Annotated in this window: 21 protein-coding genes; 10 read left to right on the forward strand and 11 right to left on the reverse strand. The window is 68.7% G+C overall.

Going from position 1 to position 21,771, the window contains the following annotated elements; all coding sequences use genetic code 11:
* Positions 1 to 213: 213 nt before the first annotated feature.
* From meaB to scpA, 5 genes are all read right to left on the reverse strand, one after another.
* Positions 214 to 1,179: a methylmalonyl Co-A mutase-associated GTPase MeaB gene (meaB, locus tag QZ271_RS10905; protein WP_291431349.1), complete on the reverse strand. Its 966-nt coding sequence runs from the start codon at positions 1,177 to 1,179 to the stop codon at positions 214 to 216.
* Positions 1,155 to 1,412, reverse strand: a complete 258-nt coding sequence (locus QZ271_RS10910; RefSeq protein WP_291431351.1) for a hypothetical protein — start codon at positions 1,410 to 1,412, stop codon at positions 1,155 to 1,157. Before QZ271_RS10910 ends, meaB begins: the two co-directional genes overlap by 25 nt.
* The gene (locus QZ271_RS10915; protein ID WP_291431353.1) at positions 1,406 to 1,852 is read right to left on the reverse strand and encodes a hypothetical protein; all 447 of its coding nucleotides are present in this window, start codon (positions 1,850 to 1,852) and stop codon (positions 1,406 to 1,408) included. Before QZ271_RS10915 ends, QZ271_RS10910 begins: the two co-directional genes overlap by 7 nt.
* Before the next feature lie 47 nt (positions 1,853 to 1,899).
* Positions 1,900 to 2,124 carry a hypothetical protein gene (locus QZ271_RS10920; RefSeq protein WP_291431354.1) on the reverse strand — a complete coding sequence of 75 codons (225 nt, stop codon included), beginning with the start codon at positions 2,122 to 2,124 and terminating at the stop codon, positions 1,900 to 1,902.
* A gap of 75 nt (positions 2,125 to 2,199) precedes the next feature.
* Positions 2,200 to 4,353 (reverse strand): methylmalonyl-CoA mutase, encoded by a 2,154-nt coding sequence (scpA, locus tag QZ271_RS10925; RefSeq protein WP_291431382.1) that lies wholly within the window; start codon positions 4,351 to 4,353, stop codon positions 2,200 to 2,202.
* A gap of 475 nt (positions 4,354 to 4,828) precedes the next feature.
* Here scpA and QZ271_RS10930 point away from each other — a divergent pair, with 475 nt between their 5' ends.
* The 4 genes from QZ271_RS10930 to nspC all read left to right on the forward strand — a co-directional run bounded on the left by QZ271_RS10930 (position 4,829) and on the right by nspC (position 8,529).
* Entirely contained in the window at positions 4,829 to 5,503 is a 675-nt protein-coding gene (locus QZ271_RS10930) for a YbhB/YbcL family Raf kinase inhibitor-like protein (protein ID WP_291431355.1), read from the forward strand.
* A gap of 272 nt (positions 5,504 to 5,775) precedes the next feature.
* The gene (gene rpe / locus QZ271_RS10935; protein WP_291431384.1) at positions 5,776 to 6,459 is read left to right on the forward strand and encodes a ribulose-phosphate 3-epimerase; all 684 of its coding nucleotides are present in this window, start codon (positions 5,776 to 5,778) and stop codon (positions 6,457 to 6,459) included.
* 1 nt (position 6,460) lies between these two features.
* Positions 6,461 to 7,210, forward strand: a complete 750-nt coding sequence (locus QZ271_RS10940) for a 2-phosphosulfolactate phosphatase (RefSeq protein WP_291431357.1) — start codon at positions 6,461 to 6,463, stop codon at positions 7,208 to 7,210.
* 95 nt (positions 7,211 to 7,305) lie between these two features.
* Complete coding sequence (gene nspC, locus QZ271_RS10945) at positions 7,306 to 8,529, forward strand: carboxynorspermidine decarboxylase (RefSeq protein ID WP_291431358.1); 1,224 nt, start codon at positions 7,306 to 7,308, stop codon at positions 8,527 to 8,529.
* A 104-nt stretch (positions 8,530 to 8,633) separates the two neighbouring features.
* Here nspC and QZ271_RS10950 read toward each other — a convergent pair whose 3' ends face one another.
* Positions 8,634 to 9,410 (reverse strand): DUF554 domain-containing protein, encoded by a 777-nt coding sequence (locus QZ271_RS10950; RefSeq protein ID WP_291431360.1) that lies wholly within the window; start codon positions 9,408 to 9,410, stop codon positions 8,634 to 8,636.
* A gap of 500 nt (positions 9,411 to 9,910) precedes the next feature.
* On the opposite strand from QZ271_RS10950, the gene QZ271_RS10955 reads away from it, so the two are divergent.
* Together QZ271_RS10955 and QZ271_RS10960 are read left to right on the forward strand one after the other, a co-directional pair.
* Positions 9,911 to 10,114, forward strand: a complete 204-nt coding sequence (locus QZ271_RS10955; protein ID WP_189063717.1) for a helix-turn-helix domain-containing protein — start codon at positions 9,911 to 9,913, stop codon at positions 10,112 to 10,114.
* 108 nt (positions 10,115 to 10,222) lie between these two features.
* Positions 10,223 to 10,990, forward strand: a complete 768-nt coding sequence (locus QZ271_RS10960; RefSeq protein WP_291431365.1) for a hypothetical protein — start codon at positions 10,223 to 10,225, stop codon at positions 10,988 to 10,990.
* On the opposite strand, the gene QZ271_RS10965 is transcribed toward QZ271_RS10960, so the two are convergent.
* From QZ271_RS10965 to QZ271_RS10985, 5 genes are all read right to left on the reverse strand, one after another.
* A complete protein-coding gene (locus tag QZ271_RS10965; RefSeq protein WP_367114369.1) occupies positions 10,929 to 11,387 on the reverse strand; it encodes a phosphotransferase in 459 nt (152 codons plus the stop codon). The two genes, QZ271_RS10960 and QZ271_RS10965, sit on opposite strands and share 62 nt — an antisense overlap.
* A gap of 45 nt (positions 11,388 to 11,432) precedes the next feature.
* A complete protein-coding gene (locus QZ271_RS10970) occupies positions 11,433 to 11,636 on the reverse strand; it encodes a hypothetical protein (RefSeq protein ID WP_291431367.1) in 204 nt (67 codons plus the stop codon).
* A 138-nt stretch (positions 11,637 to 11,774) separates the two neighbouring features.
* Positions 11,775 to 13,046, reverse strand: a complete 1,272-nt coding sequence (locus tag QZ271_RS10975) for a cytochrome P450 (RefSeq protein ID WP_291431369.1) — start codon at positions 13,044 to 13,046, stop codon at positions 11,775 to 11,777.
* Positions 13,043 to 13,960 carry a DivIVA domain-containing protein gene (locus tag QZ271_RS10980; RefSeq protein WP_291431371.1) on the reverse strand — a complete coding sequence of 306 codons (918 nt, stop codon included), beginning with the start codon at positions 13,958 to 13,960 and terminating at the stop codon, positions 13,043 to 13,045. Before QZ271_RS10980 ends, QZ271_RS10975 begins: the two co-directional genes overlap by 4 nt.
* On the reverse strand, positions 13,957 to 14,622 hold the full coding sequence (locus QZ271_RS10985; protein ID WP_291431373.1) for an alanine racemase: 666 nt from the start codon (positions 14,620 to 14,622) through the stop codon (positions 13,957 to 13,959). The genes QZ271_RS10980 and QZ271_RS10985 overlap by 4 nt, the downstream gene beginning before the upstream one ends.
* Before the next feature lie 503 nt (positions 14,623 to 15,125).
* On the opposite strand from QZ271_RS10985, the gene QZ271_RS10990 reads away from it, so the two are divergent.
* The 4 genes from QZ271_RS10990 to QZ271_RS11005 all read left to right on the forward strand — a co-directional run bounded on the left by QZ271_RS10990 (position 15,126) and on the right by QZ271_RS11005 (position 21,649).
* On the forward strand, positions 15,126 to 17,720 hold the full coding sequence (locus tag QZ271_RS10990; protein WP_291431375.1) for a POTRA domain-containing protein: 2,595 nt from the start codon (positions 15,126 to 15,128) through the stop codon (positions 17,718 to 17,720).
* Positions 17,721 to 17,960: 240 nt separating this feature from the next.
* On the forward strand, positions 17,961 to 19,523 hold the full coding sequence (locus QZ271_RS10995; protein WP_291431377.1) for an NFACT family protein: 1,563 nt from the start codon (positions 17,961 to 17,963) through the stop codon (positions 19,521 to 19,523).
* A 247-nt stretch (positions 19,524 to 19,770) separates the two neighbouring features.
* Positions 19,771 to 20,136, forward strand: a complete 366-nt coding sequence (gene panD, locus QZ271_RS11000) for an aspartate 1-decarboxylase (RefSeq protein ID WP_291431378.1) — start codon at positions 19,771 to 19,773, stop codon at positions 20,134 to 20,136.
* 157 nt (positions 20,137 to 20,293) lie between these two features.
* Positions 20,294 to 21,649 (forward strand): HD-GYP domain-containing protein, encoded by a 1,356-nt coding sequence (locus QZ271_RS11005; protein WP_291431380.1) that lies wholly within the window; start codon positions 20,294 to 20,296, stop codon positions 21,647 to 21,649.
* Positions 21,650 to 21,771: the final 122 nt, after the last annotated feature.

Below are 21,771 nucleotides of genomic sequence, written 5' to 3' on the forward strand. Positions count from 1 at the left end.
AGCGGACGCGAGTAGGAACAGCATACGGAGTCCGCGGTGTGGAGCCGCAGGCGGCGCTTTTCCGACTGTGGTGGAATTTAGCGGACTCCGTATAATACGGACTCCGATTGAATAGACTGCAAACACCATTCAATCCGAGCGGATGCGAGTGGGAGAGAAACGGGTTCCGGACGTGGAACCGACAATCCGGTGAAGTTCCGGAGTGTCAGCGAATCAATCGGAATCCGTATGACCGTCCAGCAGCGCCGACACGCCCTGCACCGCCGTCAACCGCCCCGCTGCCACGTCCGCGCGGAGCGCCTGCACCTGCGCGCCGTCCACGCCCGACTGGAACGCCCGCCACGCCGCCTCGCGCAGCAGTTCGTCGAACCACTGCGCCGCCTGGCCCTGGCGTTTCACGAGCAGATCCACGGCGTCGCGGTACGCCTCGACGGCATTCCACACGCCGTCCAGTCCCTCGCCCGTCAGCGCGGAGGCCCGCAGCGCCACCGGACGCCACGGCGCGTCATGCGGCGTCAGGAGGGTGAGGGCCGTGCGCAGTTCCGTCTGCGCCCGGACTGCCGCCTGCGGGTTCGTATCAGCCTTGTTCACCACGCAGATATCCGCGAGTTCCATGATCCCGCGCTTGATGCCCTGCAACTCATCCCCCGCGTTCGGAAGGGTCAGCAGCACGAACAGGTCCGTCATGGCCGCCACCGTCGTCTCACTCTGGCCCACGCCCACCGTCTCGACCAGGATCACGTCGTACCCGGCCGCCTCGCACAGCGTGACCGCCTCCCGCGTGCGGCGCGCCACGCCGCCCAGCGTGCCCCCACTCGGGCTGGGGCGGATGAACGCGCCCTCGTGCACCGTCAGGCGCGGCATGCGGGTCTTGTCGCCCATGATGCTGCCGCCCGTGCGGGCGCTGCTGGGGTCCACCGCCAGCACCGCCACCCGGTGCCCCGCGTCGGCCAGCCGCACTCCCAGCGCCTCGATGAACGTGCTCTTGCCCACGCCCGGCACGCCCGTCAGGCCCACCCGGATGGACCGCCCGGCGCGGGGCAGCACCTCCGAGAGAAGCGTTTGCGCCTGCGCCTCATGCTCGGGCCGCGTGGACTCCGACAGCGTGATCGCCTTCGCCAGCGCCCGCCGGTTCCCCGACAGGAGCGGCAGCGTCAGGGGATGCGGCGCGGCAGACACGTGCTCCTCTCAATCGGTTCGGCGGGACGCAGTTCCCGCTCCAGGGTCGGCCAGGGGAAGCGGCGCTCGGTGCGTTCCGGGTCCCACCCGGACGAACCCCAGGATGACCGCCACCCGCCCAGAGCCGCGTCGGTCCGACTCACGACCGCCCTCACGGACGCAGCGGGGGAGAGGCTGACCAGCCGGGCCGTCCCGCCGGGCAGCGCGGCACCCACCACCAAGCGGCTCAGCACGTCAGCTCCTTCGGCACGGTCCGCAGGTACGACCGGAGCGGCGTGTCCAGCCCCTTCGCCCGGAATCCTGTCTCCTTCACCAGCCGCTCCTGCCGGTCGAACGCGCCACGCACGTTCAGCAGGAGACCCGCGAACCCCGACCACTGCACCGACGCGCCCGTCAACTTCCCGTTGCGGTCGTAACTCTGCCGCACCCGCAGCGTATTGTCAGGGACCAGCCGCGCGTACGACAGGCTCCGCACCCTCCCCGCGCGGTCCAGCTGGTAGAGCGTCTCACCGACCACGCAGGCCCGCAGGCCCCCCGCAGACGCCGGAGCAGAGGAGGCCGCGTCCCTGTAAGGCGCGGGCGGAAGGCCCGCCGCGCTGCAGGGACCCAGGACCGCCAGGGTCAGGACAGCCAGCACTCGGGGCGTCAGGCGGGACTCTGTGCAGGGATGCATGACGGCAGGTACGCGGTCAGTGCGGCGCGGGTTGCAGACGGGAAGGCTCACGGACGCCCGGCCGGACGGAACCAGGAAGACAGGGCAAAGACCACCAGACCGACCACGAGCAGCACGCCCGACCCGTACGCCGGTGCGCTGCCGAAGCGGGTGCCCGGCAGCGTGTCGTTCGCGTCCGGGCCGCCGCCCGCCAGGATCAGCACGAACCCCATGCCCAGCGAGGGCAGAACCAGCCGGACGCCCACGGTGAACCCCGGCGTCCCCAGCGCCATGCCGCCGCAGCCTGCCGCCCGCCACGTCTGGGCCGGGTGATCGCGTGGGGGACGTCGGGGCGCGCTGGGGATCGCTCACGCGGTCTGGCGGTCTCGCAGGAGGCGCAGCACTTCGCGGGCGCTGTTCAGGATGGGCGTGCCAGGGCCGAAGATCCCGGCCGCGCCCGCCTCGCGCAGCGCCTCGTAATCCTGCTGCGGAATGACGCCGCCCACGACGACCAGAGTGTCGCCCGCGCCCTCGGCTTTCAGGGCGGCGATCAACTGCGGTACGAGCGTCTTGTGTCCGGCTGCCTGACTGCTGACGCCCACGACGTGTACGTCGTTCTCGATGGCCTGCCGGGCGGCCTCCTCGGGCGTCTGGAACAGGGGGCCCACGTCCACGTCGAAGCCCAGGTCGGCGAATCCGGTGGCGATGACCTTCGCGCCCCGGTCGTGTCCGTCCTGGCCCATCTTCACGACCAGGATGCGGGGGCGGCGGCCCTCGGCCCCGGCGAATTCCTCGATCTCGCCCTGCAGGGCCGCGAAGCCCTCGTCGCCCTCGTACCCGGCGGCGTACACGCCGCTCAGCGTGCGGATCTCGGCGGAGTGGCGGCCCCAGGCGCGTTCCAGGGCGTCGCTGACCTCGCCGACGGTGCAGCGCGCCCCCATGGCGGTGACGCTCAGGGCCAGCAGGTTGCCTGACCCGCTGCGGGCGGCGTGTTCCAGGGCGTCCAGCGCGGCCTTCACGGCGGCCGCGTCACGGTGGGCGCGCACGTGGTTCAGCCGCTCGATCTGCGAGTCGCGCACGGCCGCGTTGTCGATGTCCAGCACGTCCACGCTGGTCGCCTCGGCCGGGCGGTATCGGTTCACGCCGACGATCACGTCCTCGCCCCGGTCGATGCGGGCCTGCTTGCGCGCGGCCGACTCCTCGATGCGCAGTTTGGGCACGCCACTCTCGATGGCCTTCGCCATACCGCCCAGTTCCTCGACCTCGCGCATCAGCTCCCGCGCCTTCTGCGCGAGGTCATGCGTGAGGCGTTCCATCAGGTAACTTCCGCCCCACGGGTCAATCACGTCCGGGATGCCCGTCTCTTCCTGGATCACGAGCTGCGTGTTGCGGGCGATGCGGGCTGAGAAGTCGGTGGGCAGGCCGATGGCCTCGTCGAACGAGTTCGTGTGGAGGCTCTGCGTGCCGCCGAACACGGCCGCCATCGCCTCGACGGTCGTGCGGATGACGTTGTTGTACGGGTCCTGCTCGGTCAGGCTCCAGCCGCTCGTCTGACAGTGGGTGCGCAGCGCGCGGCTCATGGGGTTCGCCGGTGCGAAGGGGGCCATCAGTTCGCTCCAGAGCATCCGGGCAGCGCGGAGTTTGGCGACCTCGGTGTAGAAGTTCATGCCGATCCCGAAGAAGAAACTCAGGCGCGGCGCGAACTCGTCGATGTGCAGGCCCTTGCCCAGCGCGGCCTTCACGTACTCCAGCCCGTCCGCCAGGGTGTACGCGAGTTCCAGCGCGGCGTTGGCCCCGGCTTCCTGAATGTGGTACCCGCTGATAGAGATCGAGTTGAAGCGCGGCATCTGCTGCGCCGTGAACTCGATGATGTCCGCAATGATCCGCATGGAGGGCGCGGGCGGGTAGATGTACGTGTTGCGCACCATGAACTCTTTAAGGATGTCGTTCTGGATGGTGCCGGACAGTTGATCCAGCGTGGCCCCCTGCTCCAGCCCGGCCACGATGTACCCCGCCAGGATCGGCAGGACCGCGCCGTTCATGGTCATGGACACCGACATCTCTGAAAGGGGAATACCGTCGAACAGCACCTTCATGTCCTCGACGCTATCGATGGCGACCCCGGCCTTACCCACATCGCCCACCACGCGCGGGTGGTCGCTGTCGTACCCACGGTGCGTGGCCAGATCGAAGGCCACCGACAGGCCCTTCTGCCCGGCCGCGAGGTTCCGGCGGTAGAAGGCGTTACTGGCCTCGGCGGTGCTGAAGCCCGCGTACTGACGGATGGTCCAGGGGCGAGCAGCGTACATGGTGGCCCTGGGGCCGCGCGTGAACGGTGGCAGGCCCGGCACGGTATCGGTGTCCAGGCCGTCCGTGTCGGCGCGGGTGTACAGGGCCTTCAGGGTCAGGCCCTCGGGCGTCACGCGGTTCAGGGTGTCGGGCTCCGCGCCGCGCAGGTCCTTGCGGGCCAGGGTCTTCCAGGCGTTCAGGTCGGCAGCCTGGGGTGGGGTGGGGTGGGTCATGCGGTGGACCTCCAGCAGGTCAGGAGAGGCGTGAGAGGCGCGGGCCACGCACTCCCAAACTGAAACGACTTAATGCGCCCATCATGCCACGCACTCAAACGCCCGTTCGGTTTACGGAGCCGGGCGTTCCCCTGTGCGTGACAGGGGCGCGAACCCGGTCGGCCGACAGGTCATATGGACTGCCGCTCCATTCCACCACAGTCGGAAAAGTGCCGCCTGCGGTTCCATGTCGCGGAATCCGTACCTTGTTCCTACTCGCATCGGCTCGGACTGATCCGGAACGGCACCGAATCAATCGAAATCCGTATCAGCCTGAGCGGACCTTCAAATTGTGTGCGTTGCCAGCGGTCCGCAGTGACCCATCGTTTAGCCTCACAGCACCTTGTTCCCCTTTGCGCGGCCAGTCGGCAGCCCACCATCTCAGATCGCCCACTGGTGATCATTTACAGCCCACACCCTGTCCGGAGGATCCCAGATGCCCCAGCCCTTCAAGCCGCAGCCCATCCAGCCCGTTGTCCGTAAGGCCGCTGCCGTGATCGCCGCCGCCCTTGGTCTGGTCTCGTGCGCCCCCGCTGCCATGATCGGCGGCGCGAACCCCGGTAACGCGGGCCTGAACCCCGCCCAGCGCCTGAGTGTCGCGCAGCCTGCGCCCAGCGCCACCAGCATGGGCCTGAGCCTGACCAGCCCCACTTTCGCCAACGGCGGCGCCTACCCCGCCGCGCAGGTCGCGGGCGGCTTCGGGTGCAGCGGCCCGAACGTCAGCCCCGCCCTGAACTGGTCCGGCGTTCCCGCCGGCACGCAATCCCTGGTGCTGACCAAGTACGATCCGGACGCCCCCACCGGCAGCGGGTTCTGGCACTGGGCGGTGTTCAATATTCCCGCCACGGCCACCGGACTGGCCGAGGGCGCCGGGAACCCCGGTGGCTCCCTGCCCGCTGGAGCGCAGCAACTGAACAACGAGGGCGGCCAGCCCGGCTTCGTGGGCGCCTGCCCGCCTGCCGGAGATCAGGCGCACCGCTACGTGTTCACGCTGTACGCCCTGAGCGGCAGGTTGAATCTGCCGGCCGGGACCACCCCCGCCGTGCTGGGCTTCATGCTGAACGGTCAGGTGCTCGCCAAGACCAGCCTGACCGCGTATTTCGGCCGCTGATTCCGCGTGAACAGAGCGCCCAGGCGGCGTGCCTGGGCGCTCTGCGGTGGACACTGGCTGGGTCTACGATACAGACTCCGACTGAATGCCTTACGACGCTGCTGGGTCCGAGCAGATGCGAGCAGGAACAATGGACGCCGCTGGGCGGTGTGGAGCCGCACGCGGCGGCCTTCCCGACTGCCTTCCCGACTGCGGCCTCATGAAGTGCAATCCGTAGCACATGTAATGGCGAATCGGACATCTGTTCCTGGCGTAACGTGAGGAATGTTAGACTGACACGCGTGACTGCCGAATCCGATTCCTCCAGACGCGTGAAACTCGCGCCGAGCATCCTCGCCAGCGATTTCAGTCGCCTTGGCGAGGAACTGAACGCCATCGCCGGAGCCGACTGGGCGCACGTGGACGTCATGGACGGCCAGTTCGTGCCGAACATCAGCTTCGGCCTGCCCATCCTGGCCGCCGCGCGCGCCGCCAGCAGCCTGTTCATGGACGTTCACCTGATGATCGACCGCCCGGAACGCTACCTGAAGGACTTCGCGGACGCCGGAGCGGACGGCCTGACCGTTCACGTGGAAAGCACTCCCCACATTCACCGCGCCACGCAGCAGATCCGCGAACTCGGCAAGAAGGTCGGCGTGACCCTCAACCCCGGCACGCCCCTGGAAACCCTGCAACCCCTCCTGAACGATGTGGACTTGATCCTGATCATGAGCGTCAATCCCGGCTTCGGCGGCCAGAAGTTCATTCCGCACAGCCTGGAGCGTATCCGCACCGTACGCCGCTGGCTCGACGAGGCCGGCAGCGCCGCCGAGTTGCAGGTGGACGGCGGCGTGGGCCCCACCAACGCCCGCGCCGCCGTGAACGCCGGGGCCAGCAACCTCGTCGCCGGAAGCGCCGTCTTCGGCGGGGACGGCGCCCAGGCCGGACTTGAACGCCTGCGCGAGGCCCTGAAATAACATGCGGCTGCGCGTTGATCTTCTCCCGCACGGCAACTACCCGGATGTCGTCGTCATCATTGACGTGCTGCGCGCCACCACCACTGCCGTCGCGTACCTCGAACGCGGCGCCGAGGCCCTGCTGCTGACCGCCACCCCCGAAGTGGCCCTGGCCCTGCGCCCCGAAGGAGAAAGCACGCCGTACCTGCTCGGCGGGGAACGCGGCGGCCTGCCCATCCCCGGCTTCGACTTCGGCAACAGCCCCGCCGAGGCGGCCGGGCAGAACTTCACCGGCAAGACGGTCGTCATGAACACCACCAACGGCACGGGCGCCGCCCACACCGCCGCGAACAGCGGCAAGCACGTGTTCCTGGCGTCGCTCACGAACGCGCACGCTGCCGCCCGCCGTGCCCGCGCCGCCGCCACCGAGGAAATCGCCATCGTCTGCGCCGGCACCGACAACCACATCGGCCTGGAAGACGTGTACGCGGCCGGCGTACTTGCCGAGTACCTGCTGGCCATGGGTGAATTCAGCATTGACGATGGCGCCCGCATCGCCCTGACCGTGCGCCGCAACAGCGGCAACCCCCTGGAGGCGCTGGGCAGCAGCGGCCACGGGCAGCACCTGAGCCGCCTGGGCCTGGGCGAGGACGTCCGTTACGCCGCTGGCCTCAGCACCAGTACCCTCGTCCCCACCCTCACCCGCGACGACGACACCCCCGAGCAGACCCTGAAATTCGTTGCCGGATCACCCAACGGGCCAGCCGGGTGACGCAAGGCCGCCCCGTTTCCGTTCGGTCTTGATTCCGGGCGGCACTGAACGCCCGCTGACCTTCGGCGCGCCCCGCAGCGGTTAGGCTGTGGGGCGTGACTGTCATTGATTTAGCCCTGCCCGCCGTGACGCCCGTGGATTCCGTGGACTGGTCGGCGATTCCCAGTCCGGCGTTCGTGCTGGACGAGTCCCGTCTGCGCCGGAACCTGGCCCTGATCTCGCATGTGCAGCGCGAGAGTGGCGCGCAGATTATCGTGGCGTTCAAGGGGTTCTCGATGTGGTCGGCCTTTGCGCTACTGCGTGAGTACGGAATCACGGGTGCGACGGCCAGCAGTCTGAACGAGGCGCGTCTGGCCCGCGAGGAGATGCAGGGCGAGGTGCACGTGTACGCCCCGGCGTACAGCGACGCGGAGTTCCCGGCGGTGCTGGCGCTGGCGGATCATCTGGTGTTCAACTCGTTCAGTCAGTGGGAGCGCTTCAGGCCGCAGGTGCTCGCGGCGCGTGAGGCGGGCCGGACGGTGCACGTGGGCATCCGCGTGAACCCGGAGTACGCCGAGGTCGAGACGGACCTGTACAACCCGGCCGGACCGTATTCCCGTCTGGGCGTCACGCGCCGTGAATTCCGCATGGACCTGATGGACGGCGTGGACGGCCTGCACTTTCACACGCTGTGCGAGAAGGACAGCGACACGCTGGAGCGCACGCTGGAAGTGCTGGAACGCAACTTCGGGGATGTGCTCTCGCAGGTGAAGTGGGTGAACTTCGGTGGCGGGCACCTGATGACCCGTGAGGGCTACGATCTCGCGCGGCTGATCCGCGTGGTCCGCGCCTTCCGCGAGCGGTGGGGCGTGCACGTGATCCTGGAACCCGGCAGCGCCTTCGGCTGGCAGACCGGGTGGCTGGTGAGCAGCGTGCTGGACGTGGTGCACAACGTCAAAGACTCCCTGCTGCTGGACGTCAGCGTATCCGCGCACATGCCGGACGTGCTGGAAATGCCGTATCGGCCCCGCATTCTGGGCGCGGGAGACCCGCCGGAACTCGATCATCACCGTGAGACGAGCGAAGGCGCGGTCGGCCACCCGTACCTGATCGGCGGGACGACCTGCCTGGCGGGCGACGTGGTCGGCGAGTACGTGTTCGGCCGGCCCCTGGCGGTGGGGGACCGCGTGGTGTTCGACGACATGATTCATTACACGATGGTCAAGACGACCTTCTTCAACGGCGTCAAGCACCCGGATATCGGCATCCTGCACGTGGACGGGTCGTACGAATGCGTGAAGTCGTTTGGGTACGAGGAATTCAAGGCGAAACTCAGCTGAAGCGGAATCCGCATCAGTCGGACTGCCGCCTGTTGCGTTATCTTGTTCCCACTCGCATCCGCTCGGATTGACTCGGGCCTGCACCGAGTCAATCGGAATCCGTATCAGCCGGTCAGGCGGGTCGCGGCCCACAGGGCCAGGGGGGCCAGCACGAGTGCCGGTAGCAGGCTGCCCACGCGCACGCGGCGGTCTTCCATGCCCAGTCCGGCCAGCATCAGGTTCCAGCTGATGCCGATGATGGTCAGGCCACCCGCGCCCGTGAGCAGCAGCACGTACGGGTTGGTTTTCAGGATGGCGGGGTCCGCGCCGCCCAGCAGGCCCGCCGCGAAACTCCCGGCCGCGAGGCTGAGGCCGCCCTGAACCAGCAGGACCGTCAGGGCGCTGAAGCCCACCCCGATCCCGTACGCGCCGGCCAGGGCCAGGGCGGCAATGCCGTCCAGCGTGCTTTTCAGGACGTAGGTGCTGCTGTCGCCCGTCAGGCCGTTCTGAAGCCCGCCGATGACGGTCATCGGGCCGATGCAGAACAGCAGGCTGGCCGCCACGAACCCTTCCGTGAAGCGCCCCCCGCCCCGGAACTGGCGTTTCAGGCGCTCGCCCAGGCGGCCCAGCGCCTCCTCGATTCCCAGCGCCTCACCGATCACGGCGCCCGCCGCGAGGCTGATCAGGGCCAGAATCACGCCCGGAATGCGGCCGCCGGTCACGCTGTCCAGACTGCCGGCCATGTCCAGCGCAATGAACAGCGTGACCAGACTGAGTGTCTGAAGCAGCGTGCGCTGCGTGCGCTCAGGCAGCCGCGCCCCGATGGTCAGGCCCAGCAATGTTCCCAGCAGGACCGCGCCGACATTCACGAACGTGCCCGACAGTTGCGACAGGAGACTCATCAGGCCCGACTGTAGCGCGCGGTGCTGCTAAGTACCTTGAAGCTAACACTGCGCCATGCCGGGAAGGCACCGGAACCTCTCCATTCCCGCTCCAACGTACTTTCTTCCGCTACGCGCTCCGCGCGGTTTATCGACAAGATAAACGCAGTGTACTTAGGTGCTCAGGGCGTCTGCGTATCAGCCTATTCCGCACACCAGCCTGTCGGCGCCGGCGTGGCAGTCGTTCCGTGCGGAACGGTACTGCCTGGGGAACAAGGCCCGGAAATCCTGACCTGCCCCTGACCCGGCGTGTGATACCTTCCTCGCAAGTTGAAACGAGTGACCGCCCCCCACCCTTCTCCGCTCCCCTGGTGCGGCGGGCCGGGCGGCGCGAGTGAGACTCGCCGTGTGCTGAAAACTGAAGGTGTTGCGTGTGGGGCTGCCGTGTGGTGGCCCCACCTTGTTTTGCTCCGTGGGGATGAGCCCCGGTTCGTTTGAGACTTCGTTTGAGGAGGCCCGCCATGACCTTATCCGACCAGTACCAGAACATGCCCAAGTTTCTCAAGGTCAGCGAGGTCGCTGAATTCACCGGCACGCACGAACGCACGGTGCGCCGCTGGATCCGTGACGGTCGCCTCGGTGCCGTCGAACATCCCAGTGGCCTGCGCGTTCCGCGCCGCCTGCTGTGGCGCTTCCTCGGGCTTGACCTGGCCCTGAGCGCCTGAAGCCCACCGACTGAACACCCCCTGCTGAACCCATATCCCGGCGACTCATAGGGACTGCCTGGCCCGGACAGCGGCGTTTATCCCACACCCCGTGGAATACTGCCGCGCATGACGGAACCGCCCGCCCTGAGCGCCGAGGAAGCCCACACGCTGGACACGGCCCTGGCCCTGGGTGACGGGCAGGCGCGTATGGCGCTGGCCATCCTGCCCGTCTCGAGCGGCTCGCAGGCGGCGGCGCGGGCGCTCGCGCTGGGCCGCCCGCACCTGACCCTGGAATGGACAGACGAACCGCTGCTGCTGGCCGCCGCGCACCTGCGCCTGGGCCGCCCGGACGCCGCCCTGAGTACCCTGAGCGGTCTGCCGGACACCGCCCGTCCGGCCCTGCTGCGCGCCCGCGCCGCCCAGCAAGGAGGCGCTCCGGACGCACTGGCGCAGGCCACGCACGCCCGCACCCTGGCCCGCGCCGACGGTGACGGTGGGGCGCTGGTGGCCGCCGCGACCCTGCTGGCCGAGTACCACCTGCGGGCAGGCGCGCACCACGAGGCCCTGCGCACCCTGGCCGAGGGCCTGAAGGTCGCCGAGATGACCGGCCAGCCCGCCGACCCGTATCTGCTGGCCGTGCTGGCGCACGCGCAGAAACCCCTGAACAGCCGCAAGGCCGCCGCGACCGCCGCCAAGGCCCTGGACCGGGGCGATCCGGGCAGTCCGGCGCGCGTGCTGGCCCTGCTGGCCCTGGACCGCCCCGACGAGGCCCACGCGCAGGCGCAGCGCGGCTCGCTGGCAGCGGCGTGGTGGGAACCGTTCGCCGGTCTGGTCAGCGCAGCCCGGCCTCCCGCCACAACGCCGGAAACGGACGGTACGGCGGCGGACGGATGAAGGCCCGTGGCGCCGGGTTGCCGTCCAGGTACACGCTGCGGTACGTCCAGATGTCGCGTTCCTGAAGCGCGCCGTACAGCTCTGCACCGGCGCGCAGTTCATCTGCCGCCAGCGGCTGGTGCGCCCGGTAAGCCCGCAGGAACGCAGTCCCCGGCACGGTGTCCAGCGCGAAGCAGAAGTGCAGGGCGCGCACGATCTCCCAGGCGCGCGGGGCGAGGCGAGGCTGCTCCCAGTCGATGATCGCCGCCGGACGCTCTCCCAGGAAGAACACGTTCCCGTCGTGATAGTCACCGTGCAGGAAACGCCGGGGCAGGTGGTCGGCCACCGGAGTGTCATCGGGCGCGGAGTGCAGGTGCGCCAGGCGCTCGCGGGTGCGGGCCAGCGCCCAGCTGTCCACCGTGTCCGGGTGGGGGAGGGCCAGGATGGCTGCCTCGACCTGCCGTCATTCCTGCCGGGTGGCCCCGGCGCTGGCGGGCGGGCCGAGCCCCGACACGGGAAAGTCCACGCGGCGTGGCAGGCGTGCGTGCAGGTCGGCCAGGAACGCGCCCAGCGCCCCGGCGTGGGCCAGGGTGAGGCGGGCACGCGGGATGGGCGCACCGGGAGCCACCTCGAACAGCGCCGCCCAGTGGCCGTTTAGGTCGGTCACGGTGTCGCCGGAGTGGGTGGGCAGGACGCGCGGCGTTCACGCTGCCGCCGCCCAGCGGCGTGACTGACTGGACAGTGCCGACCGGCCACCGCGCCTCGACCTGCGCCGCTGTGGGTACAGCCGCGTTCACGGTGGGGTCTACTCGACCTGCACGGTCAGGCGGTCCAGGCCGCGAATCACGAAGCCCCCCGTGTACTGCGCGGCGTCCGGGCCGCTCAGGTGGAGGTCCGGGAGGGCGCGGCACAGGGCGCGCAGGCTCAGCGCCAGTTCCAGGCGGGCCAGCGGCGCCCCCAGGCAGTAGTGGATGCCCAGCCCGAAGGTCAGGTGCGGGTTCGGGTCGCGGTCCAGGCGCAACTCGTCCGGGGCCTCGAAACGCTGCGGGTCGCGGTTGCCGCTGGCGTACAGCAGGCTCACGCGGTCGCCGGGGTTCAGGGTCGCGCCGCACAGAGTCAGGGGTTCCAGCGCGATCCGCTCAAACATCGGCAGGGGCGTGTCGAAGCGCAGCAGTTCCTCGGCGGCGCGGCGGAAGACCGGCAGGCTGTCCTCGTGCGGGGCGGCCTGCACCAGCGCCTCCCAGTGCCGCCGGTCGCGCAGCAGGGCTTGCACGCCGGCGCTCAGGCCGTTCACGCTGGCCTCGTGCCCGGCATTCAGCAGCAGGATGCAGGTGTCGATCAACTCCTGTGCGCTCAGGCGGTCGCCGCCTTGCTCGACCTGCACGAGCGCCGTGATCAGGTCGTCACGCGGCTCTGCGCGGCGCTCGGCGGCCAGTTCGCGCAGCAGCGCACTGAAATCCAGCACGGCCTGCTCTGCTGCCGCCTGATCCGCCGCCCCTGCCGACGGTTCGTACAGTTTCACGATGGCCGCCGACCAGGGCCGCAGCAGGGCGCGGTGCTCCTGCGGCACGCCCAGCAACTCCGCGATGACCGTTACGGGCAGTGGCTCGGCGTACGCGCTGACCAGATCGAACGACCCCTGCGCCCGCAGGCCTTCCAGTTGCGCGGCCAGCAGCGTCTCGATGCGGCCCTCCAAGGCCTCCACGCGGCGGGGCGTGAACGCCAGTTGCACCAGCGAGCGCAGGCGCGTGTGCCTGGGCGGCTCACTGTCCAGCAGATGGTTGGAGTTGAAGGCGTCGAAGTTCGCCTGTGCCGGGTCCGGGCGCGGCCAGCCGAGCTCGTCACGCGAATAACGGTGGAGGGCGCTGCGCCCGAACCGGCGGTCGCGCAGCACACCGCTGATGTCCGCGTGGCGGGTCAGCACCAATCGGTTCATGCCGGGGTCCACGAACGCGGGCGTCTGTGTCCTCAGACTCGCCAGCAGCGGGTACGGGTCGCGTACGAACGCCGGGTCCGAGACGGGCAGCGTGACTGTGGGCAGCGCCTGGGCTGGCGGCGTGGCAGCCGGGTCGCTCACAGGAACTGCTGCCCTTCAACCCGCCCTACCGGGCCGTCCGGCTCATCCTCCCGCCGTTCCGGTTCGTCCGGAACCGGGGGTTCGCTCGCGGCCATGCCGGGCACGATCCGTTCGAGCGGCAGGCTGTCCGCCTGCGCGTCCGGGCCTGCCGTGCGGGTGGCGCTCACGGGGGCGTTCATCGAGCCGGGTGCAGGGTCGGGTGCAGGGTCGGGCTGGGGCAGCGCGGCGTTCAGTTCGGGCGGCGCGGCGCCTTCCAGTGTGGCGTGTTGCGGCAGCGTGGACGCGGGGAGCGCGGCGTCGTCCGGCATCACGTGCCGCGCCGACAGGTCCGAGAAGGACGACATCAGCGCCCGGTACCCGCTGAGGAACTGCGTGTACTCCTGCCGCGCCCCGGTCAGGCGCGAGGTCAGTTCCGAGTGCCGCTCCGTGAACGTCCGTTCGAGCGCCGCGAGCCGCTCGGCCTGCGCCCGCTCGCGCTCCAGCGTCAACTGGTGGTGGTCGCGTTCCAGGTCCGCGAAACGGCTGCGGAACGCGGCCTCCAGCGCCGCCAGCCGCGCCTGATGCCCGCTTTCCAGCGTGGCGCTGCGGGCCTCGGCGTCCCGCAACACCGAGTCCCGGTGCAGGCTCGCCTGGGCGATCATCAGGTCCGATTCACGCGCGGCGTTTTCGCGCAGTTCATTCGAGATCCGCTCGGCCGCCACGACCGCCCGGCGGATTTCGTCCTCGTTCTGGCGCTGCTCCTCGAGCCGACGTTCCAGGCCCGTGATCTGCTCCCGCAGCGCCTGATGCTGGTGCAGATGCGTTTCCAGATCATCCGACAGGTCGTTCAGGAACGCGCGGACAGACGCCCGTTCATAACCGCCCAAGCGGGTCGGAAATTCCTGATGGCGTACGTCCAGGGGGGTGAATTTCACGAGAATAGACTCCTTCCCACCCGAACCAGGGTGGCTCCTGCGCGGACGGCCAGCGGGTAATCCCCACTCATGCCCATGCTCAACTCTGACAGACCCAGGTTGTGGGCGCGGCGGGCCGTGTCCTTGAACAGTGCGAGCAGCCGCGCCTCTCGCTCTGCGCCGCCCAGGTCCGTGTCGTCCGGGCCTGCGTGATCGGGCGCCATGACCATCAGGCCGCGCACGCGCAGCCCGGTCGCCTGCACCTGCCGCAGCACGCCCGGCAGGTCCGCGCCGTCCACGCCGTGCTTCTGGGCCTCGCCGTTATGCACTTGCAGCAGCAGGTCCGGCGCGTGGCCCCAGCCCTGCGCGGCCTGCGCGATGGCCTCGGCCTGCCACGCGGCCTCGATGCCGTGTACCAGTGTTACAGGCCGCAGGTACTTGACCTTGTTGCGCTGCAGCGTCCCGATGTAATGCCATTCCAGGTCCGGGCGCAGCGCGGCCTTGTCCCGCAGTTCCTGCGCCCGGCCCTCACCCAGCGGGAAAGCGCCGTGCGCCAGCACGTGAGCCTCGATGCTGGGCAGGTCCTGCCCCTTGGTGACGGCCACCAGCCGGGCGCTGCCGGGGGCGCGGCCCGCCTGGGCCTCGGCTTCACGGATGGCCGTCAGGACGGCTGGAACACTCAAGGCCGCTCCGGACGGATGGCGGCTGGCGCGGTGTCGCTCCTTCCTCCGCTGGAATGGGTGGCGAAAAACCCTGCCATTCGAGCAAAGGGGAATGAGCGCGAAGCGGACTCCGGGCGTGGAGTGGGCAACCCCGCATCGTTGGGAGTGGTCAACGAAACAGACGGAATCTGAACGATTCCAGCCGGGGCCGGGGCGGGGCGGCGCAGCCTGCCTTGATGAGCGGTCACGTCTGCCATTCTCACTCACGCGGCCTACTCACTCAAGTACGCGTCCCCGCGCTCGGGCGTGGCGGGCCGCCTGGGAGCCTGTTACCCAGGTGTTTCCCGACCCCCCGCGTGCCTTCCTGGCCGCAGCTGGCACCGCTTCGCAAGCCCGACGCAGCAAACCTTCACCCTTCTCAGGGTCACAGCGGCAACTGTGAGCGCAGTGCTCGCCGCGCCCTGCCCCCAGCCCTTCTCCCCGGTGGGGGCGATTTCCGGGTTCCGTGCGAAACTAGGAGAAGAATGCGACACCCCATGACGCTCGCCGTGACCGTCCTCCTCGCCGCGCCCGCTGTCGCCCAGACGGCCGGGACCGTGCAGGACGTGACCGTGGTCGGAACCAGCGAACTGCTGGCCAACTTTATCCGCGCCACCCTCAGTGCCCAGACCGGCGCGCCGCTGTCCAGCATCAACCTGCGTCAGGTCGAGCAGGAGGTCGTGGCCAGCGGGTACTTCAAGAGCGCCGTGGCCGAGCTGCGCAGCGTGGGCGGCAAGGACACCCTGGTCATCACGGTCGTCCCCAACCCGACCATCAAGGACGTGACCATCACCGGCCTGACGTTCCTGCCCGCCGACGGTTTCAAGAAGAGCGTGGGCGACCTGCTGAACATCGCGCCCGGCGCCACCCTGAACACCCAGCGGATCGACGAGGCCAAGACGGCGCTCGCCAGTAACTTCCAGGGCGAAGGCTACCCGTTCGCGCCGAACATCAGCGCCAGCGTGAAGACCGAATCCGACGGCAGCGTCACCGTAAACTTTGTGGTGGACGAGACCGCGCCCATCACCCGCGTGGAGGTCGAGGGCGTCACCCTGATCCCGGCGAGCACCGTCACGGCCATCTTCAAACCTCTCTACGACGCCCGCAAATTCACGCCCGAGGTGTACTACACCGCCGTGCAGCAGCTCCAGCAGGCGTACGACGAGGCCGGGTACATCCAGTCCGGCGTGAACCCCCAGACCACCACCCTCCAGGGCGGCGTCCTGAAAGTCCGCGCGCTGGAAGGCAAGATCACCGCCGTGGACCTGAGCGACCTGGGCAACCCCAGCGTGCCGTTGCAGTCGGCCGCCGGGCAGCCCGTCAGCCTCACTCGACTCCAGGCCGACGTGCGGACCCTCTCCAACCAGACCGGCAAGCCCGTGGGCTTTGCCATTCAGCCCGACCCCCAGAACCCCGGTCAGGTGACGGTGCTGTTCGGCTCGGCCGGCGTGTCCAGCGGCCCCGTGAAGACCATCGCGGTCAAGGGCAACACCCTGGTCCCCAGCGCTGCCCTGCTGGCCGCGGTGAAGACCAAGGTGGGCGACGTGTACAGCCCTCAGCTGGCCCAGGACGACTTCCTGGCCCTGCGTGACGCCTACCGCAAGGCTGGGTACGAGATCAGCACCCGCGACGCCATCACCTTCGAGAACGGCGCGCTGGTCTTTAACGTTCACGAGGTCCGGGTCGCCGGCTACGAACTGCAGTGGCAGGGCAAGCACAACACCAAAGACCGCGTGATCCTGCGCGAACTGCCCGAAACCGGCAAGGCCTTCAACCAGAAGGAACTGTACGACGCGCTGGGCCGCATCAGCCGCCTGGGCTTCGTGCGTGTGGTCACGCAGAGCGTGCGGAGCGACCCCGCGAACCCCGAGAACGTCACGTACTTGCTGACCCTCGCCGAGACCACTACCGGCATTCCCGTCAGGCTGGGCCTGACCTACGATTCCTTCGCGGGTGGCTTCGGCGGTGACGCTGGATACACCAACAACAACGTGTTCGGCCTGGCTCATAACTTCACGGTCTCGGTCGGCGGCCTGCAGAACGACGCCGGGCAGAACCTCGTGGGGAACGTCTCGTACACCATTCCCTGGCTGGACCTGGACTTCCTGGACTTCCGCAAGACCCCCACCAGCCTGTCGGTCAGCGCCGGATCGAACGTGGTCAGCAACAACCCCCTGATCAGCACCGACACCGACACGCCCGCCAAGACCGACACCGGGTGGGACTACACCACCCGCAGCAACTCCTTCAGTGTCAGCGCCGGACGCAGCCTCGCCCGGAACCTGTACGGCCGCGTCAGCTTGAGCACCGGGTACTCCACGAACTACATCGAAGCCCTGAAAGACAAGGAAAACGTCGTCAAGTACAAGGACGCCAGCGGCACCGAGCAGACCCGCACCTTCGATCAGGCTTCTGTGACCGCGTTGATCCCAGATTCCTCGCTGACCACCCGCGTCAGCACCGGCCTGAGCTACGACAGCACCACCAACCCCGAGTTCCCCGACCGCGGCGTGCGCGCTGGCGTGACCGCCGGGTACAACTTTGGCCGTCAGAACAACGAGAACGTCCGCTGGGGTGACCTGGAAGGCGGCGTCAGCACCTACTACGGCCTGGGCCGCACCCTGGAAAAATCCCTGGGCGTGACCAGCAGACAGCAGGTGTTCGCCGTGCGCGCCAACGCCGGGACCACCCTGGGTGCCGTTACGGCGCCCACCGGCACCGGCTACTCGATCGGCGGCGGCAGCAGCGCCAACGCCTCCCGCCAGATCCGCGGTCTGGACGACGGCGCACTGTTCGGCACCAACTACCTGACCACCAGCGCCGAGTACCGTTACGACTTCGGCCTGAACTCCGGCATCGCGCAGGGCCTGTACGGCGTGGTCTTCGCGGACGCCGGCAGCGCCTGGGGCAGTGCCACGGCCGCCAACACCAACTTTGATCTGAAGTACGGCGTCGGGGCCGGCGTGCAGCTGAACCTCGGCATCGGCGGGGCGCTGCTGCCCAGCCTGCGTTTCGACTACGGGTTCAGCCCCCAGACCGGCAGCGGCAAGTTCTACTTCCGCATCGGCAACTTCTTCTAACCAGCAGCTGATTTACGGTGCCGACAGGGCAAAGGGCGGCGCGGCTCTCCATACGGGGGACCGCGCTGCCCTCTGCTGCTGTGGCAGGGCAGGGTGTGCAGGGGAGAGCACCGGCTTCCCTGCCAGCCACCGTGCTCTGTTTCCGCCCGCCTGCGCCAGTTCATGCACGCGCCCGCTGCGCCCGGAGCGGTAGCATGCCCGGATGATGTGCCCACCCCTGTACCACCCCCGAGGCCCCGCATGGAAGGACTGATGCTGGCGCGGGTGCTGCGTGACCTGAGTCCGCAGTTGCCCCTGCGCACCCTCGGCTGGGTGTTCCCGGACGAGACCACGGCCGCGCTGCTTCTGGAAGGCGCGGGCCTGAGCCGCACCAACCTGGTGCTGTCGTACCGGCCGCCGCAACCCGTGGTGTTCCTGTCCCGCGAACGCCTGCGGGGCGACCCGCGCAGTCCCTTCCAGCGCTTCCTGGCGAACCGTGTGCGGGGCGACCTGCTGGCCGCCGAGCAGCTGAAACTCGACCGCGTGATCGCGCTGCACTTTGCCGGCGAGACGGGGTTCGTGGATCAGGCCCCCACCCGCCTGCTGTTCGAGGTCACGGGCCGCAACGCCAACCTGCTCGTCCTGGATGCCGGACAGGGCTTTTCAGGCCGGGTGGTCATGGCCGCGCGGGAGATCACGGGCAGCCGCAACCGCTTCCGGACCATCCGCACGGGCGGGCCGTACACGCCGCCGCCCCCCTACGAGAAGCTTGATCCGCGCACCCTGAGCGCCGATCAGGCGCGTCAACTGGCCGACTTGCCTATCGGGCGCTGGCGCGAGCGACTCGACGGCCTGGGACCCCTGCTCGGCGCCGAACTGGCCCGCCGCGCTGGCCTGAGCCCCGACCAGCCGCCGGGCGAGCACTGGCCGGAGGCGCTGGCTGCCGTGCAGGCCCTCACCCTGGACCCGACCGTCAGCGAGGGCGTCATGGAAGGCGGGGCGCGCGAGGCGGCGCGCGGCGAGAAGGCCGCCACGCTGCGCCGGGCGCTGCGCGAACCGCTGGAGAAACGCGTGACCCTGCTGCGTAACCAGCTGGCCGACGTGACCCGCGCCGAGGCTGGCCTGAGCGACGCCGCACAGGACCGCGAGGAAGCCGACCTGCTGATGGCCTACGCGCACACCGTGACGCCCGGCGCCAGCAGCGTCACCCTGAATACATTCGACGGCAGCGGTGAGCGGGCGGTCGCGCTGGAACCCAACTTGAGTGCCGTGCAGAACGCCGAGAAACGCTACACCCGCGCCCGCCGCCGCGAGGATGTGTACCTGCGCCTCGCCGAGCGCGAAGGGCCGCTGCGCGCCGAACTGACCGAAGCCGAAGCCCGCGTGCGCGACCTGGATCTCGCCACACTGGAACAGCTCAGTGCGCTGGCCGCGCAGGTCCAGAGTGAAAAACCCGAGAAGAGCCCCTATGGTACGCGCTTCGTGACACCCTCGGGCCTGGAAGCTATTGTCGGGCGCAACAACAAGGAGAACGCCACCTTGACCCACCGTCTGGGGCGCAGTATGGACTTCTGGTTCCACGCGCAGGGCTACCCCGGCAGTCACGTGCTGGTCCGCAGCGGCGCGCGCGAGCTGGACCTGCCGGACATTCTATTCGCCGCCCGGCTGGCCGCCGCCAACAGCAAGGCGCGCGGCAGCAGCAACGTTCCCGTTGATTACACCCGCATCAAACACGTGTGGAAACCGCGCGGCGCGCCCGCCGGTCAGGTGCACTACACCGATCAGAAGACCGTGTTTGTGGACGGCACCCTGCCCGGCAGCTAAACCCCGGTCGGCAGTGCGTCTCATGCCGACTGCGGTTGATTCGGTGCGGTTCCGAATCAATCCGAGCGGGTACGAGCAGGAACATGAGCCCCCCTTTACGGTATGAAGTGGAACCCGTAAAAGGCCCCGTAAAAGGCCTGGAGGAGTGTGATGCCTGTCCCTCAACGGCACCGAAAACCGCTATAAGAAGCCCGTCCCGTAACGTCCCTTCCAGTCGGGCCGGGCCGGACAGGTACAATGCCCGCTCATGGAACGCATCATGTTCAGGGCCAAGATTCACCGGGCGACCGTCACCCAGGCGGACCTCGACTACGTCGGGAGTGTCACCATTGACCAGGACCTGCTGGACGCCGCAGACATCCTCGTGAATGAGCGGGTGGACATCTACAACATCACCAACGGCAACCGCCTCAGCACCTACGCCCTCAGCGGCCCGCGCGGGAGCGGCGTCATTGGCATCAACGGGGCCGCCGCGCACCTCATGAAACCCGGCGACATGGTCATCATCGCCGCCTACGGTAACTACAGCGACCAGGAAGCCCGTACCCTGCAACCGACCGTGGTGCTGGTGGACGCGCGCAACCGCATCATCGGGATGCCCCAACCGGCCTGACCCGGTTGACAGCCGGACCCCAACATATGGTCGGCTTGAGAACGAAACAGACGGCAGTTCGTATCCTTTAGCCTGCCTGTACGCAGTTCCGCACAGCGTTGGTGGGAGGTGAACAAAACGTTTAACCGGAGTTCCTGACGGTGCTACACTCGGTGGCGTGTCCCGCACGCCCCCGTGGAGTTCCCTGCTGCTGCTTCTGGCTGTTGTCCTTCTGGGTTACGCTGCCTACGCAGACCTTCAGGGTCTCCTGGCTGCCAGCGCCGTCCTGATCGCCGCCACCACCGGGGGCCTGCGGGGCCCACTGCGCTGGTCCGCCCTGGTCGCCTATCCGGCCGGATTCCTCGTTTCGCTGATTCTGCCCGGTCACGCCGCAGGCCCACTGGACCTGCTGGGCGCGCTGATCATGATTGGCAGCCTGGGCCTGATGTTGATGCGTGAACAGGTCACCCTGAGCGAGGTCGCGTGGCAGCGCAACATCATCAACGCCCTGCGCGCTGGCAGCGAACGCCTTGCCGAGGCCCGCGACGCCGACGCCATCATCCGGGCCGGGGTGGGCATTCTGGACAGACTTCAGGTCGCCCCGAACCTCGCGTTCGTCGCGTACCGTCAGGGGACGCCGCACATCCTGGCTGCCAAGGGCGCCTTTGAGGCCTTCCTGGAACGGCCCATCCATCCCAGCGATAACGACAGCCGCAGCGTCCAGGCCGATCACTGGGTGGCCGAGGAAGCGCTGGCCCTGCTGAAAAAACCCCAGCGGCAGAGTTACCACGTCGCTCCCGTGTACGGCCGCGCTTCCACCCACCTGGGCGTGCTCATTCTGACCCGCGACGACGGCAGTCCATTCGGCGAGGACGAGACCGGTGTCGTGGCCGCCTACGCCCGCCTGCTGGGCGCGCAACTGGGTCAGTGGAACGCCATTCGTGACCTGCGCGACGCCAACGACCTGACGCTACGCTCGCTGGGCGCCGCGCTGGAACGCCGGGACGACGACACGGGCGGTCACACCAACCGCGTGGTCAGCATGAGCGTGCGCCTCGCGCGCCGCCTCGGCTGGGATGAGGATCAGGTCAAGGCCCTGCGCTGGGGCGCGTACCTGCATGACCTGGGCAAACTCGCCATTCCGGACGGAGTCCTGCACAAACGCGGCCCGCTTGACCCGGACGAACGCAGGGTCATCCAGACGCACACGATCATCGGGTACGACATGCTTCAGGACCTGCACTTCCTGCCGGCCGAGACCCTGGACCTCGTGCGGTACCACCACGAACGCTGGGACGGCACCGGGTACCCCAGTGGCCTGCGCGGCCCCAGCATTCCCGACACGGCCCGCCTGTTCACCATCATCGACGTGTTCGACGCGCTGATCAACGCCCGCCCGTACAAGCCCGCCTGGACCCGCGACCGCGCCGTGAACGAGATTCGCATGCAGGCCAGCCGTCAGTTCGACCCGCAGTACGTGGACGCCTTCCTGCGCATGATGGCCGAACACGACGACGTGCGCCTCGTGCGGTAAGGGCCGCCGCGGAAACAGTGGTGGTTGATACAGCGAATGCCGGTTCTAAGTACCTTGAAGCTCACATGGCGCCATGCCGGGAAAGCACCGGAACCTCTCCATTCCCGCTCCAACGTACTTTC

Source organism: Deinococcus sp. (genome assembly GCF_018260555.1).
Lineage (GTDB): Bacteria > Deinococcota > Deinococci > Deinococcales > Deinococcaceae > Deinococcus.

Coding starts and splice junctions, on each gene's coding strand:
- QZ271_RS10960 (WP_291431365.1), top strand. CDS start 10,223: ATGACGGAACCGCCCGCCCTGAGCGCCGAGGAAGCCCACACGCTGGAC.
- QZ271_RS10930 (WP_291431355.1), top strand. CDS start 4,829: ATGCCCCAGCCCTTCAAGCCGCAGCCCATCCAGCCCGTTGTCCGTAAG.
- scpA (WP_291431382.1), bottom strand. CDS start 4,353: ATGACCCACCCCACCCCACCCCAGGCTGCCGACCTGAACGCCTGGAAG.
- QZ271_RS10955 (WP_189063717.1), top strand. CDS start 9,911: ATGACCTTATCCGACCAGTACCAGAACATGCCCAAGTTTCTCAAGGTC.
- QZ271_RS10940 (WP_291431357.1), top strand. CDS start 6,461: ATGCGGCTGCGCGTTGATCTTCTCCCGCACGGCAACTACCCGGATGTC.
- panD (WP_291431378.1), top strand. CDS start 19,771: ATGGAACGCATCATGTTCAGGGCCAAGATTCACCGGGCGACCGTCACC.
- QZ271_RS10950 (WP_291431360.1), bottom strand. CDS start 9,410: ATGAGTCTCCTGTCGCAACTGTCGGGCACGTTCGTGAATGTCGGCGCG.
- QZ271_RS10915 (WP_291431353.1), bottom strand. CDS start 1,852: ATGCATCCCTGCACAGAGTCCCGCCTGACGCCCCGAGTGCTGGCTGTC.
- QZ271_RS10920 (WP_291431354.1), bottom strand. CDS start 2,124: ATGGCGCTGGGGACGCCGGGGTTCACCGTGGGCGTCCGGCTGGTTCTG.
- QZ271_RS10995 (WP_291431377.1), top strand. CDS start 17,961: ATGGAAGGACTGATGCTGGCGCGGGTGCTGCGTGACCTGAGTCCGCAG.
- QZ271_RS10990 (WP_291431375.1), top strand. CDS start 15,126: ATGCGACACCCCATGACGCTCGCCGTGACCGTCCTCCTCGCCGCGCCC.